The organism is Pseudomonas sp. AC172, assembly GCF_979258595.1.
This window is the reverse complement of sequence record NZ_OZ409868.1, coordinates 5182046-5196395: the sequence shown is the minus strand read 5'-3', so window position 1 is coordinate 5196395 and position 14350 is coordinate 5182046. Positions and strand designations below refer to the sequence as shown.

The 14350-nt window shown below is 58.1% G+C and carries 16 protein-coding genes; 11 read left to right on the top strand and 5 right to left on the bottom strand.

Features of this window, described 5'->3' with window-relative positions:
• Positions 1–70: 70 nt before the first annotated feature.
• The 3 genes from ACZ0A4_RS23570 to phoB all read right to left on the bottom strand — a co-directional run bounded on the left by ACZ0A4_RS23570 (position 71) and on the right by phoB (position 3637).
• A complete protein-coding gene (locus tag ACZ0A4_RS23570) occupies positions 71–1411 on the bottom strand; it encodes a hemolysin family protein (protein ID WP_007920256.1) in 1341 nt (446 codons plus the stop codon).
• Between the two features lie 110 nt (positions 1412–1521).
• Entirely contained in the window at positions 1522–2808 is a 1287-nt protein-coding gene (phoR, locus tag ACZ0A4_RS23565; RefSeq protein ID WP_463577623.1) for a phosphate regulon sensor histidine kinase PhoR, read from the bottom strand.
• 139 nt (positions 2809–2947) lie between these two features.
• A complete protein-coding gene (phoB, locus tag ACZ0A4_RS23560; protein WP_007896474.1) occupies positions 2948–3637 on the bottom strand; it encodes a phosphate regulon transcriptional regulator PhoB in 690 nt (229 codons plus the stop codon).
• 151 nt (positions 3638–3788) lie between these two features.
• On the opposite strand from phoB, the gene ACZ0A4_RS23555 reads away from it, so the two are divergent.
• Complete coding sequence (locus ACZ0A4_RS23555; RefSeq protein WP_077575084.1) at positions 3789–4172, top strand: COG4315 family predicted lipoprotein; 384 nt, start codon at positions 3789–3791, stop codon at positions 4170–4172.
• A 112-nt stretch (positions 4173–4284) separates the two neighbouring features.
• On the opposite strand, the gene ubiA is transcribed toward ACZ0A4_RS23555, so the two are convergent.
• Together ubiA and ACZ0A4_RS23545 are read right to left on the bottom strand one after the other, a co-directional pair.
• A complete protein-coding gene (ubiA, locus tag ACZ0A4_RS23550; RefSeq protein WP_463576527.1) occupies positions 4285–5175 on the bottom strand; it encodes a 4-hydroxybenzoate octaprenyltransferase in 891 nt (296 codons plus the stop codon).
• Positions 5175–5735 (bottom strand): chorismate--pyruvate lyase family protein, encoded by a 561-nt coding sequence (locus ACZ0A4_RS23545; RefSeq protein WP_463576526.1) that lies wholly within the window; start codon positions 5733–5735, stop codon positions 5175–5177. Before ACZ0A4_RS23545 ends, ubiA begins: the two co-directional genes overlap by 1 nt.
• Before the next feature lie 201 nt (positions 5736–5936).
• Here ACZ0A4_RS23545 and ACZ0A4_RS23540 point away from each other — a divergent pair, with 201 nt between their 5' ends.
• From ACZ0A4_RS23540 to ACZ0A4_RS23495, 10 genes are all read left to right on the top strand, one after another.
• Positions 5937–6104 (top strand): rubredoxin, encoded by a 168-nt coding sequence (locus ACZ0A4_RS23540; protein ID WP_463576525.1) that lies wholly within the window; start codon positions 5937–5939, stop codon positions 6102–6104.
• A gap of 24 nt (positions 6105–6128) precedes the next feature.
• Positions 6129–7277 carry an NAD(P)/FAD-dependent oxidoreductase gene (locus tag ACZ0A4_RS23535; protein WP_463576524.1) on the top strand — a complete coding sequence of 383 codons (1149 nt, stop codon included), beginning with the start codon at positions 6129–6131 and terminating at the stop codon, positions 7275–7277.
• 190 nt (positions 7278–7467) lie between these two features.
• Positions 7468–7743, top strand: coding sequence for an HU family DNA-binding protein (locus ACZ0A4_RS23530; RefSeq protein WP_003213368.1), 276 nt, complete (start codon positions 7468–7470; stop codon positions 7741–7743).
• A gap of 639 nt (positions 7744–8382) precedes the next feature.
• Complete coding sequence (tssA, locus tag ACZ0A4_RS23525) at positions 8383–9945, top strand: type VI secretion system protein TssA (protein ID WP_095049653.1); 1563 nt, start codon at positions 8383–8385, stop codon at positions 9943–9945.
• 32 nt (positions 9946–9977) lie between these two features.
• Positions 9978–10481, top strand: a complete 504-nt coding sequence (gene tssB, locus ACZ0A4_RS23520; RefSeq protein WP_003229587.1) for a type VI secretion system contractile sheath small subunit — start codon at positions 9978–9980, stop codon at positions 10479–10481.
• Positions 10482–10506: 25 nt separating this feature from the next.
• Entirely contained in the window at positions 10507–11982 is a 1476-nt protein-coding gene (gene tssC / locus ACZ0A4_RS23515; RefSeq protein WP_007920272.1) for a type VI secretion system contractile sheath large subunit, read from the top strand.
• Positions 11983–11991: 9 nt separating this feature from the next.
• Positions 11992–12399 (top strand): type VI secretion system baseplate subunit TssE, encoded by a 408-nt coding sequence (gene tssE, locus ACZ0A4_RS23510; protein WP_123454704.1) that lies wholly within the window; start codon positions 11992–11994, stop codon positions 12397–12399.
• Between the two features lie 11 nt (positions 12400–12410).
• Positions 12411–12935 carry a PAAR domain-containing protein gene (locus ACZ0A4_RS23505; protein WP_463576523.1) on the top strand — a complete coding sequence of 175 codons (525 nt, stop codon included), beginning with the start codon at positions 12411–12413 and terminating at the stop codon, positions 12933–12935.
• 39 nt (positions 12936–12974) lie between these two features.
• Positions 12975–13940 carry a DUF6402 family protein gene (locus ACZ0A4_RS23500; RefSeq protein ID WP_463576522.1) on the top strand — a complete coding sequence of 322 codons (966 nt, stop codon included), beginning with the start codon at positions 12975–12977 and terminating at the stop codon, positions 13938–13940.
• Between the two features lie 20 nt (positions 13941–13960).
• On the top strand, positions 13961–14350 hold the full coding sequence (locus tag ACZ0A4_RS23495; RefSeq protein WP_463576521.1) for a hypothetical protein: 390 nt from the start codon (positions 13961–13963) through the stop codon (positions 14348–14350).

Sequence of the window (14350 nt, the reverse complement as noted above, 5' to 3'; positions counted from 1 at the left end):
CGCTCCCACCCTGGAAAGCATGGGAGCGCGCCTGCTCACGATAGGGGCGGCGCTGTGCCGGATCAGCCCATCAATCCAGCATCAACACCTTCGCCAGGACAATCTTCGGCCCTTTCATCTTCTTGATGATGATCCGCAGGCCTTCGACTTCCAGCACTTCTTCCTCTTCAGGTACGCGCTTCAAAGTCTCGTAGACCAGCCCGGCAAGGGTTTCCGCTTCAATGTGATCAAGGTCGATACCCAGCAGGCGTTCAACCTTGAACAGCGGCGTGTCGCCACGCACCAAGAGCTTGCCCGGCTGATAGGCGAGGATCCCGCGTTCAGCCTTGCGGTGTTCATCCTGAATGTCGCCGACCAGCACCTCAAGCACGTCTTCCATGGTCAGGTAGCCGATGATGTTGCCGTCAGCCTCCTCGACCACGGCGAAGTGCGAGCCGCCCTTGCGGAACTGCTCCAGCAACTGCGACAGCGGCATGTGCCGCGACACGCGCTCCAGCGGTCGGGTCAGCTCGGCCAGGTTGAATGACTCGGGAATGTGGTCCAGCGCCGCCAGTTCCAGCAGCAGATCCTTGATGTGCAGCAGGCCGACGAACTCCTGGCGTTCGCTGTCGTAGACCGGATAACGGCTGAACTTGTGGCGACGGAACATCGCGAGGATTTCTTTCAGTGGCGCGTTGAATTCGAGGGTGATCAGGTCTTCACGGGAGTTGGCCCAGTCAACCACCTCCAGCTCGCCCATTTCCACCGCTGAGGCCAAAACGCGCATGCCCTGATCGCTCGGATCCTGGCCACGGCTGGAGTGCAGAATCAGTTTCAGTTCTTCACGGCTGTAATGGTGTTCGTGGTGCGGGCCGGGTTCGCCCTGGCCGGCGATACGCAGAATCGCGTTGGCGCTGGCGTTGAGCAGGTAGATCGCCGGGTACATCGCCCAGTAGAACAGGTACAGCGGCACCGCCGTCCACAGCGACAGCAGCTCGGGTTTGCGGATCGCCCAGGATTTCGGAGCCAGTTCGCCGACCACGATGTGCAGGTACGAAATGATGAAGAACGCAGTGAAGAACGACACACCCTTGACGATTTCCGGCGATTGCACGCCGACCGCGCTCAGCAGCGGCTCGAGAATGTGCGCAAAGGCCGGTTCACCGACCCAGCCGAGGCCGAGGGAGGCGAGAGTGATACCGAGCTGACACGCCGAGAGGTACGCATCGAGCTGACTGTGTACGGTGCGCAGGATGTGTCCGCGCCAGCCGTTCTGATCAGCGATGGCCTCGACCCGGGTCGAGCGCAGTTTGACCATGGCGAATTCTGCCGCAACGAAAAAGCCGTTGAGCAAAACCAGGATCAGAGCAAAAAGGATCATGCCGAAATCGGCGAATATTGTTGCGAGGGACAAGCCAGGGGAAGGGTCCATGATGGAGTTTTGCGGGTTCCGTGTGATTCAAGAGAGAGAAAAGTCGTGCCTGAAAGGCAGGCACAAGTCAGCCAATGTAGCGGCTGACCTGGCGATTGCCTAGTGCGACATTACTCAGCGGCGCTGATCGGCCGTGCCTGGGCGACCTGAGCCGGGGCGAAATGGCAGGTGAACGTGCTGCCGTGACCGGGCACGCTGCTGATCTCCATGCGCGCGCGATGGCGCAGCAACACATGTTTGACGATGGCCAGACCCAGCCCGGTGCCGCCGGTGTTGGAGTTGCGGCTGGAGTCGACGCGGTAGAAGCGTTCGGTCAGGCGCGGCAGGTGTTTGCTGTCGATGCCGATCCCGGAATCCTGCACGCTCAGGTGCGCGCCCTGATCGTCGCCCCACCAGCGAATGCGGATGTTGCCCTCGGCCGGGGTGTACTTCACCGCGTTGAACACCAGATTGGAAAACGCACTGCGCAATTCCGCCTCGCTGCCCTTGAGCAACAGGCCGGCGTCGGCTTCCAGCGTGATGCGCTGGTTTTTCGATCCGGACAATTGCTGCGCATCGCTTTTGATCGATTGCAGCAAGGTGTCGACCTGCACCGGCTGGTTGTCCGACGGGTAATCAGTGGCTTCCAGTTTCGCCAGCAGCAACAAGTCGTTGAGCAGCGTCTGCATGCGCCCGCCCTGTTGTTGCATCTGCTGCAGGGCGCGGCTCCAGCGCGGATTCACTTCCTCGACGTTGTCGAGCAGGGTTTCCAGATAGCCGCAGATCACCGTCAGCGGTGTGCGCAATTCGTGGGAGACGTTGGCGATGAAGTCTTTGCGCATTTGTTCCAGCTGATGAATGCGCGTGACGTCGCGCACCAGCATCAAGTGTTCGTTGTTGCCGTAGCGGGTCAGGTACAGCTGAATGCGTACGCGATCATTGGTCGGCGAGGGGATTTCCAACGGCTCGGCGTAGCTGTCCTGCTCGAAGTATTCCTTGAAGCGCGGATGGCGCACCAGGTTGGTCACCGGTTGGCCACTGTCTTGCGGGGTCTTGAGACCGAGCAGGGTTTCGGCGGCGCGGTTCCACCATTCCAGGTTGCCGTCGCTGTCGAGCATGATCACCGCGTCTTTCAGCGCAGCAGTGGATTCCTGAACCCGGTCGATCACCGCTTGCAGGCGCCCGCGCACGCGTTGATCGCGGCGTTGCAGATGGTAAATGCTGTCGAACACCTCACCCCACAGGCCATAGCCATCGGGCGGTGCTTCGTCGGGTTGGTGCTGGCGCAGCCATTCGTGCAGCCGCAGCAATTGCTTGAGCGTCCAGCCCAGATAAATCCCCAGACCCACCGCGAGGCTCCAGCCGTAATAGCCGGTGATCAGGCCGATCACCAGGCAGGCGGTGACCAGCAGCAGCATGTGGCGAATCAGGGTGCCATGCCAGTTTTGATTCACGGGGGCGTCCTTAGCCGCAGCTTCAAGTTTCAAGCTGCAAGCTACAAGCTTGAGCGGCTCGCAGTTTCTTGCCGCTTACAGCTAGAAGCTTGCAGCTGTTTTTTTATGCTTTGGTGGAAAACCGGTAGCCGGTGCCGCGCACGGTTTGTACCAGATTTTCGTAGGCGTCGCCGAGGGCCTTGCGCAGGCGGCGGATGTGCACGTCGACGGTGCGCTCTTCAACATAGACGTTGCCGCCCCAGACCTGATCCAGCAACTGGCCACGGGTGTAGGCGCGTTCCTGGTGGGTCATGAAGAATTGCAGCAGACGGTATTCGGTCGGGCCCATCTCGGCTGGTTTGCCGTCGATGGTCACGCGGTGGCTGATCGGGTCGAGCAGCAGACCGCCAACTTCGATCGGCGCTTCTCCGTCGGTCGGGCCGGCGCGGCGCAGCACGGCTTTGAGACGGGCGACCAGTTCGCGCGGGGAAAACGGTTTGGTGATGTAGTCGTCGGCGCCGACTTCCAGACCCTGGATCTTGTTGTCCTCTTCGCCCTTGGCGGTGAGCATGATGATCGGGATGTCCCCGGTCAGCTCGTCACGCTTCAGACGACGGGCCAGCTCGATGCCCGAGGTGCCCGGCAGCATCCAGTCGAGCAGAATCAGGTCTGGCTTGCGGTCAACGATGATGGCGTGTGCCTGCTGCGAGTTCTCTGCCTCGAGGCAGTCATAGCCGGCCATTTCCAACGCAACGGCGATCATTTCGCGAATGGGCGCTTCGTCGTCGACGATCAGAATGCTCCTGCCAACCATGCCTTAATCCTCTTGTCATTTAACTGTCTTGCGCCGCATTAGATAACGGAATTATTGCAGTCGTGTGACAGTATTTTAGTCCGGCAGCGATTGTGCAAATCCTGAACTAAGCTCTAAGTCCGAATCCTGACAACCACAAAAGAAGGCTTCCATGACTCAAATGACTGTTTCTTTTAAAGCACTGCTGATGGCTGCGGCCCTGACTCTGCCTGGATTTGCCATGGCCGCCGAGCCGGCCATGATGAAGGACGGCATGATGGTCGACCACAAAGGCATGACCGTTTATACGTTCGACAAGGACGCTGGCGGCAAGTCGATGTGCAACGGCGATTGCGCGAAGAACTGGCCGCCGATGATGGCGCCGGCGGGTGCCAAGGCTGAAGGCAAATGGACAGTGATCAAGCGCGATGACGGCATGATGCAATACGCCTACGACGGCAAGCCGCTGTATACCTTCATGAAGGATGAGAAGCCTGGAGAAATGAAAGGCGATGGCATGAAGGAAGTTTGGCACGTAGTGCACGAGCACAAATAAACGCAAATCCCCTGTGGAGCGAGCTTGCTCGCGAAGGTGTCGTCTCAGTCAGCCTATGTGGCAACTGACCCAATGCTTTCGCGAGCAAGCTCACTCCCACAGGTTTAAATCTTCAGCGCAATGCGTAATCCAGCACGATCCCGACAAAAATCGCCAACCCGGCCCAGTGGTTGTGCAAAAACGCCTTGAAACAACGCATGCGGTCACGATCGCGGGTGTACCAGAACTCCCACGCATAGCAGCCAGCGGCCACCAGCAAGCCGAGATGGAACCAGATCCCCAGCTCAAATCTGGAGCCCGCCAGCAACAGACAGCCCAGCGACAACGCCTGCAAGCTCAGGATGATCACCCGATCCGCCTCGCCGAACAGAATCGCCGTGGATTTCACGCCAATCTTCAAATCGTCATCGCGATCGGTCATCGCGTAATAGGTGTCGTAACCCACCGTCCACAGCAGATTGGCGATCCACAGCAGCCACGCCGCCGCCGGCAGCTCACCGGTCTCGGCGGTGAACGCCATCGGCATGCCCCACGAAAACGCCGCGCCCAGCACCACTTGCGGGTAATAGGTGTAGCGCTTCATGAATGGATAAGTGAAGGCCAGCGCCAGACCGCCCAGCGATAACCAAATGGTCGGCGCGTTGGTGCACAGCACCAGCAGAAAACTCACGCCCATCAACAGGGCGAAGAACACCAGCGCTTCTTTCGAACTGATTCTGCCGGCAGCCAATGGCCGCTGCGCGGTACGTTTGACGTGGCCGTCGACCTTGCGATCGGCCCAGTCGTTGATCACGCAGCCGCCGGCGCGGGTCAGCACCACGCCGAGGACGAAAATCACCACGTTGGCCAGCGACGGCGAACCTTTACCAGCGATCCACAGTGCCCACAGGGTCGGCCATAGCAGCAGGTAAATGCCGATCGGCTTGTCCATCCGGGTCAACTGAATGAAATCCCAGGCGCGCGGGTTCAAGCGGTTCAGCGACTTGAGCAGGCTCTGATACATCAGCAGTTCTCCGGATGGGCGCGGGCGGCGGTCCACAGGCTCGGCAGGAAGATTTCCGCAACCAGGACGCTCAGCGCGCCACGATCAAAGCGCGAACGACGCCCCCACAGCTCAGGCGTTTTGGCGGCGGGCGGCAGCCATTGTTCAGGGTAGTGGCAAACTTCGAGGGCGCGGCGCTGGAACGCCTGATCGCAAAACAACAGTTCGCCCAGCGAGCGACTGCCCAACTCGTCCATGTGCAAGCCGTCACCCTGCAAGGCGGCGCGTGAGGCGACGCTGCGGGCAAACACCCAGGCTTCACCGTGGCCGCGCAAATACACTTCGCGCACCCAGCCTTCGCTGCCCTCAGCCAGATCCAGCGCTGCACATTCGTCAGTGCGCAGGGTGTCCCAGCCTTCGAACAACGGCGTAACGCTGAAGCCATCGTCGGACAGCTGGGTCAGGCGGCGGGTCAGGGAGCCTTCGTCGAACAACCAGTCGAGGGTCAACGAATCGGGGAGGGGCGTCAGTCGGCTTTGGGTCAGCCAGAGCGGGGTCGGGCAGGCATTTGAATGTTGCACAATGAGTCATTATTGGCCGCAAATGAGGCGGCGAGCTTACCATGGCGAGTTGCGCTATTGATTGATCCGGGTCGCCATTGCGTCGAACAGGCTTGCATCTGACCGGCTCCATCAGTACAAAACGCCCTGAGCCGGATGGCAGTGCAACACCCATCGACCGTCCGCGCCGGCACCAAGCCTGAACCCTGAGGAAGTACCTGAATGAAAAAGTGGCAATGTGTGGTCTGCGGCCTGATCTACAACGAAGCCGACGGCTGGCCGGAGGACGGCATTGCGCCGGGCACCCTGTGGCAGGACGTGCCGGAAGACTGGCTGTGCCCGGACTGCGGCGTCGGCAAGCTGGACTTCGAAATGATCGAAATCAACTAAGCAAGAAAAACAAAGGAGTAAGGCATGAGCGCACCTGTCGTCATCATTGGCACTGGCCTTGCGGGCTACAACCTGGCCCGCGAGTTTCGCAAGCTCGACAGCGAAACCCCGTTGCTGCTGATCACCGCCGATGACGGCCGCTCTTACTCCAAACCGATGCTCTCCACCGGTTTCGGCAAGAACAAGGATGCCGATGGCCTGAGCATGGCCGAACCAGGCGCGATGGCTGAGCAGTTGAAGGCCGAAGTGCGCACGCACACGCGTATCAGCGGTATCGACGCCGGCCACAAGCGCCTGTGGATCGGTGAAGAGGCGGTGTACTACCGCGACCTGATCCTCGCCTGGGGCGCAGAAACCGTGCGCGTACCGATCGAAGGTGATGGCAGCGATCGGGTGTTCCCGATCAATGATCTTGAAGACTATGCGCGTTTCCGTGCCGCTGCGGCGGGCAAGCGCCGGGTGCTGCTGCTCGGCGCCGGCCTGATCGGCTGCGAATTCGCCAACGACCTGATCCTCGGCGGCTACGAAGTGCAACTGGTTGCACCCTGTGAACAAGTCATGCCGATGCTGCTGCACCCCGCCGCTGCGGCAGCGGTGCAGGCCGGGCTGGAAAGCCTCGGTGCGAAATTCCACCTTGGCCCGGTGCTGACCCGCCTGCAAAAAGTCGCCGACGGCCTGGAAGCGCATCTGTCCGACGGCCAGGTCATCCCTTGCGACGTGGTGGTGTCGGCCATCGGCCTGCGCCCACGTATCGATCTGGCGGCGGCTGCCGGCGTACAGGTCAATCGCGGCGTCGTGGTCGACCGGCACCTGAAAACTTCCCACGCCAACATCTACGCCTTGGGCGATTGTGCCGAGGTCGATGGGCTGAATCTGCTGTACGTGATGCCCCTCATGAGCTGTGCGCGAGCGCTGGCACAAACCCTCGCCGGTGACCCGACCGCCGTGAGCTACGGCCCGATGCCGATCACCGTGAAAACCCCGGTGTGCCCGCTGGTCGTATCGCCGCCACCACGGGGCAGCGAAGGCGTCTGGACCGTCGAAGGGCAGGGCGCCGACATCAAGGCCCTGTGCCACAGCGCCGACGGCCAATTGCTCGGTTACGCGCTGACCGGCGCAGCGGTGATGGAAAAACTCGCCCTGAACAAACAGCTTCCGGCCTTGCTGGCGTAAATACCGGTCGTTCTGTCGGAATCACCCCGCTTTTGCCCCTACAAAGGTCGCGGGGAGACTGGCGCCGCCGGTATCCGCGTGCCATTCTCACTCCCGTCTGCCGCAGAGTAGAGCCTGCGGCGCCTTGGGCGCTGTTCCAACGAGAACAGCACGGACATAACAACAAAAAACCGTCAAAGGGGCTTCACTAATGCGTAAACCAGAACTCGCCGCTGCAATCGCTGAAAAAGCAGATCTGACCAAAGAACAGGCCAACCGAGTACTCAACGCCGTTCTCGAAGAAATCACCGGCGCTCTGCACCGCAAGGACAGCGTGACGCTGGTCGGCTTCGGCACCTTCCTGCAACGCCATCGCGGCGCCCGCACCGGCAAAAACCCGCAGACCGGCGAACCGGTCAAAATCAAGGCCAGCAACACCGTGGCGTTCAAGCCAGGCAAGTCGTTGAAAGACAGCGTTAATCCTTAATTGCGGCGAACTCCTCGAATAACGGGGAGAACCGTATAAAAATGGGCACACCGATTGCGGTCGGGTGCCCATTTTTTATGCCTGCCGATTTATTCTGGCGTGCAGGCTTAATAAAGGGTGAGTAACTGATTGCATTTGTTGGCTATCGATCCGCCTCACAGTTAAAGCACTACTCTATATATAAAAGCCATCATATTGATGGCACTTTCTGAGTTGTTGATTGTCTCGCTGTGATTTGTTGAAACAACACCGAAGTCTTTCGGAATCATCCTACATCCGAATTTTTCAAAACCCGTCATGCTCCGCACCATTCTCTTCAGCCCCGGCCTCCAGTGATCGATGGCAGCTGGAACGATCGCTCTAAATCAAGCTTTCCCGGTGTTTTGTAAGGGTATGCGAATATAAACAGGGTATCGGGGATTCCCTGACTGAATATAGGGAAACCTCCTACAACAAACAAAGAACACTTCGTCTTGTTGTTTAATCAGATGCTTGCTAGTGGCCATCATAGTGATTACGATGCGCCCACTTGAAAGAGCACATCTCAATTGGATGAGTCGCATCACCGCTCTTCGATACTGTCCCGCGCCACGGTTACTCCAACAGGCGCCTGACTGTAATCCTTAATAAAGGCCATGGATGTCCTACTCAAGCAAACTTTCCGCCCATTACCTCGAACTCGCTAAAGTCTCTGTTTCCAAAGAGAATTTTGCGGGCGAAGACGTTCGTTTTTCGAGCGAATTCGAGGCCCTGGAAAGCGAGCTGGCCAAAGCCTCGTCGATGCATGAAAGCGGGCAGATCGACTGGCTGAAAATCCGCGAAAACAGCGAAAATCTGCTCCGAACCCAATCCAAGGATTTGCGCGTCGGCGCCTGGCTGACCTGGTCGCTGTACCAGCGCGAATCCTTCCCCGGGCTGCTGGCCGGCCTCGGGTTGCTGCACCATCTGTCGGAAAACAACTGGGCCGACGTTCACCCGCTCAAACCCCGCACCCGTGCCGCCGCCATCGGCTGGCTGGTGCCGCGCCTCGAGCAGGTCATCACCGAAAACATTGCGATCAAAGAGCAGTTGCCGATGTTCCGGCAGCTGTCCGAGCACCTGTCCGGCCTTGAAGCGGCGTGTGCTGAGCACCTGGGCGATGACTCGCCGCTGTTGCTGCCGATCTCCCGTCGCCTGAAAACCATGATCCAGCGCGCGGCCGATAATCAGCCAGCCCCGGGTGTGGTCGGTGCGGCAGTGGCGCAGGTCAAGCAGGCCGCGAGCCAGTTGCTCACCCCCGGCGCACCGATCGACAACGAACGAGACGCCCATAAAGCGCTGCGCGCCCAACAGGAAAGCGCCCGCCCGCTGTGCGCCTGGTGGCTCAAGCAGAAAGCCACCGACCTGCGCGCCCTGCGCCTGAACCGCACGCTGCTGTGGATGACCATCGACGCGGTGCCGGAGCGCAACGCCGAACAGATCACCGTGTTGCGTGGTCTGCCGCTGGAAAAACTCAAGCTCTATCAGGACCGTTTCGATCAGGGCAAGTACGCCGACCTGCTGGTGGAACTGGAGGCGAGCCTGGCGAAGGCACCGTTCTGGTTCGATGGCCAGAGGATGGTCTGGGAATGTCTCCAGAACCTCAACGCCGAGTTGGCAATGCGCGAAGTGGAAATCCACTTCGCGCTTTTGATTCAGCGCCTGCCCGGCATTGTCGAGTTGCGCTTCCATGACGGCGCGCCGTTTGCCGATCCGTCCACCCGGGCGTGGATCGCCGCCAACGTCATGCCGCACCTGCAAAGCGCCAGTGCGCCGCGCAAGGTCGAAAGCGAAAACGTTGAAACCCAGCCAGCCTGGGAAAAGGCCCTCGAAGAAGTTCTGCCGCTGCTGCGCAAGGAAGGCCTGAAGCCTGCCGTGCAGACGCTCAAGCAAGGCTTGCAGTCGGCCCACGGCGGTCGCGAACGCTTCTTCTGGCAGTTCGCTCTCGCGCGCCTGTGCTTCATGGCCAAGAAATACGAACTGGCCAAGAACCAGCTGGAAACCCTCGATCAGACATTACAGGACTCAGGCCTGCACGCCTGGGAGCCCGATCTTGCATTGGAAGTGCTGCATTTACTGCATAGCTGCTGCGAATTGTTGCCGCAGAACCATGCCGTACGTGAACGCAAGGAAGAGATTTATCGCAGGCTGTGCCACCTCGATCTCGAAGTGGTACTCGAATAGGCCCCAGGGCCACAACCGCAAGGAGAAAAGCCATGGCCAAAGAAGGCTCGGTAGCCCCCAAGGAACGCATCAACGTCACCTTCAAACCCGCCACCGGCGGTGCTCAGGAAGAGATTGAACTGCCGCTGAAGCTGCTGGCAATCGGTGACTACACCCACCGCAAGGACGATCGCAAAATCGAAGATCGCAAGCCGATCAGCATCGACAAGATGACCTTCGACGAAGTGTTGGCCAAGCAAGAACTGGGTCTGACGCTGAGCGTGCCGAACCGTCTGCAGGAAGATGGCGAGGCCGACGAGCTGGCTGTGCAACTGCGCGTCAATTCGATGAAGGACTTCAACCCGGCCAGCCTGGTCGAGCAAGTGCCTGAGCTGAAAAAACTGATGGAACTGCGCGATGCGCTGGTGGCCCTCAAAGGCCCGCTGGGTAACGCACCTGCGTTCCGTAAAGCGATCGAAGGCGTGCTCGCCGACGACGAATCCCGCGGTCGCGTACTCGGTGAGCTGGGCCTGAACGCCGCAGCCCCGGACGCCTGAGACTCCAGCCAAGGAAGCCAACACAATGAGCACTAGCGCAGCACAAGAGAAGAGCGCCGGCAACGGCGAGTACAGCATTCTCGACAGCATCATCGCCGAAACCCGTCTGACTCCGGACGACGAAGCCTACGACATCGCCAAGCGTGGCGTGTCGGCGTTCATCGAAGAACTGCTCAAGCCGCAGAACAACGGTGAGCCGGTCAAGAAGGCCATGGTTGACCGCATGATCGCCGAGATCGATGCCAAGCTCAGCCGTCAGATGGACGAGATCCTGCACCACCCGGACTTCCAGGCCCTGGAATCGTCGTGGCGTGGTCTGCAGCTGCTGGTCGATCGCACCAACTTCCGCGAAAACATCAAGATCGAAATCCTCAACGTCTCCAAAGAAGACCTGCTGGACGATTTCGAAGATTCGCCGGAAGTCATGCAGTCGGGCCTGTACAAGCACATCTACACCGCTGAATACGGCCAGTTCGGTGGTCAGCCTGTGGGCGCGATCATCGCCAACTACTACATGTCGCCAAGCTCGCCAGACGTGAAACTGATGCAGTACGTGGCCAGCGTTTCGTGCATGTCCCACGCGCCGTTCATCGCCGCTGCCGGCCCGAAATTCTTCGGTCTGGAAAGCTTCACCGGCCTGCCGGATCTGAAAGATCTGAAAGACCACTTCGAAGGCCCGCAATTCGCCAAATGGCAGAGCTTCCGTACTTCGGAAGACTCCCGTTATGTTGGCCTGACCGTGCCGCGTTTCCTGCTGCGTAACCCGTACGATCCGGAAGAAAACCCGGTCAAATCGTTCGTGTACAAGGAAACCGTTGCCAACAGCCACGAGCACTACTTGTGGGGCAACACTGCTTACGCGTTCGGCACCAAGCTGACCGACAGCTTCGCCAAGTTCCGCTGGTGCCCGAACATCATCGGCCCACAGAGCGGTGGCGCGGTTGAAGATCTGCCTCTGCACCATTTCGAAAGCATGGGCGAAATCGAAACCAAGATTCCTACTGAAGTTCTGGTTTCCGACCGTCGTGAATACGAACTGGCCGAGGAAGGCTTCATCTCCCTGACCATGCGTAAAGGTTCCGACAACGCGGCGTTCTTCTCCGCAAGCTCAGTGCAGAAGCCGAAGTTCTTCGGCATCAGCGCAGAAGGCAAGGCTGCAGAGCTGAACTACAAGCTCGGCACCCAACTGCCGTACATGATGATCGTCAACCGCCTGGCTCACTACTTGAAAGTGCTGCAGCGCGAGCAACTCGGTTCGTGGAAAGAGCGTACCGACCTCGAGCTGGAACTGAACAAGTGGATCCGTCAGTACGTTGCCGACCAGGAAAACCCGAGCGCCGAAGTCCGTGGCCGTCGTCCACTGCGCGCTGCGCAAGTGATCGTCAGCGACGTTGAAGGCGAGCCGGGCTGGTACCGCGTGAGCTTGAACGTGCGTCCGCACTTCAAGTACATGGGTGCCGATTTCACCCTGTCGCTGGTTGGCAAGCTGGACAAAGAGTAAGAGCGACTCATGGACGGATACGGCAGCCTGTTCGAACGCCTCAATGGCGACGCGCAACTACGCAAGGGCAACAGCCTTGAGGCTTGTGCCATGGCGTCAGTGGCTGCCCATCTGGCCAAAATGCTCAGCACCCGGGCCGGCAGCGTGCAAACGCTGTCCGACTACGGGTTGCCCGATCTCAATGACATGCGTCTGAGCCTGCACGACTCTCTGAGTCAGGCCCGTCTGGCCATCGAAAACTTCATCGAAGCCTACGAGCCGCGCCTGAGCAACGTGCGTGTCATTTCCCTGCCGCGTGACCACGATCAACTTCGCCTGGCCTTCAGTATCGAAGGCTTGCTGGAAGTTGAAGGGTTCAAGCGTCAGGTCAGTTTTTCCGCGCGCCTGGATGGCAGCGGACAAGTCAAGGTCACCTAAGGAGATCCCCGATGTCTGGCAAACCCGCAGCACGTGTATCCGACCCCACCGCTTGCCCACTTCCAGGCCACGGTACCAACCCGATCGCCGCCGGTTCCGGCGACGTGTTCTTCGACGGCCTCGCGGCCGCCCGCGAAGGCGATGCCTCTGCGTGTGGTGGTGCGATGGTCGGCGGTTTGGCCACGACGGTAAAAATCAACGGCAAGTCTGCTGTCACTGTTGATTCTGAAGGTACGCATGGCAACAAGGTTACGGCGGGTTCCGGAACGGTGATTATCGGTAATTCGCATTCGCCGGCGCCGTTTGTGCCGCCTTTGCCGGTGGAGATTCAGTGGCCGTTTAACGAGCACTTTGTGATCAATTGCCAAGAATCCGGGAAACCGCTGGCTGGTGTTGAATACACCCTCAAGACCTCCTCGGGAAAAGTTATCAATGGTGTGACTGGTGCAGACGGCAAGACTCAGAACGTGTTCTCTGAAACGGCGGAAGCTGTGGAAATGATCATTCATCCACAATCCAGGGTCGTGCTGGCTTAGGTTCCTTGAGCATCAGCGGATATCAGAAAGGATTTTGAAATGGCGACAACAGTAGCATCGACCATGACTCCGGCTAACAATAAAACCGGACAGGCTGTAACTACGCGGTTGTATAAAATCACTGATATCCCGGACACCATGAATCAGATGAGTTGGCCGGTCGCTGCTGCCTTGATGACACATTGGTTCGAAGGGGAGCCGTGGCCAAACGAAGACGGCGGTATGGATGAAGAGGTAAAGAGTCATCGCCAGTTTGCGCCGCAAAAATATATCGAAGACTCTATCGTCAAAATGGATTGGGCGATGCAATTTGATCGAACGAAAAATGCGGTCGATCATCTGAGGAAAAGCTGGAATAACACTCCGGCATTAAAAGAGATCAGAGCTAATATCAAGGCCGCTTTCGAGAGCAGTCCGGTTGGTGTTTATCCTCTTTCTTTTGACGGGTCGGCAGTCAAGGCTGAAAAGTTTGGTTATTTTAATTTTGTAACGGTTGAGTTTGACCAGTGGGGCACTGATGATGTCAATGAGTTAAGGGGGGCGTTGGCCAACTTTAACGTTCATGTCATTGCAGAAGGGAGAGTTGAGGTTACGGACAAGAGCATCGTTTTCTTCCCGACCCAATTGGCCTTCTATCTTGAAGACTCTTATGACTTTAACGATGGTGGCATTGTAATCGTCAGCCAGGTATTGGGTTATTGGGGCTTCGGTGGATTGATCGCTGACCCTGCTGAAGGGTTCAATACAAACATGAAACTAAACAGGGAGATGAACAGCATCTACTTTGGAGCGGGTGCTGGTGCGACTCCCGAACAGGTAGCCAAGAAAAAAGAAGACTCTCTACGCCGATATCGTGAGTTGGAAAGTAAGCATTATATTCTTGTGCAGAACAGCGACTTTCGAGATTACCGGGATGCTGAGAAGAAAGGCGGCGATTTTCGTGTGTATTCGGATGTTTTATATGAATCTGTTACAGCGGAACCGATAGAGATACTTGTCAAATGACTTCCACTAAGAAGTACGTCATGTGGGCAGTTGCCTGTGTTGTTGGCCTGTTTGCTTTTGTGGGGCTGGTAGTCGTTGGTGTACTAACGCGTTCGGCATCTGTTTCTGATGTTAGCCCGTCTGGTAAATACATTATCGAATCTGTATCTGCGAGTTCTCTGCTTACACCCAGAGGCGCTGTTTATCTGCGAATTATAGATCGTGATCATATGAGCGAGGTTTACAGGTCGCCAATTTTCTCTCATGACTCTCTTGATATGCGTTTTCGTGAGGACAATGCGACCGTCGGAGTTGTATTTATTGAAATGGATAAGGCGACTAAGAAGTACACACTTTGGCTGTCGGGTACGAAAGAGCATTGGCTGAATTTTTTTATCAGTAATACACCCTACGAGATTTTGGAAAATTGA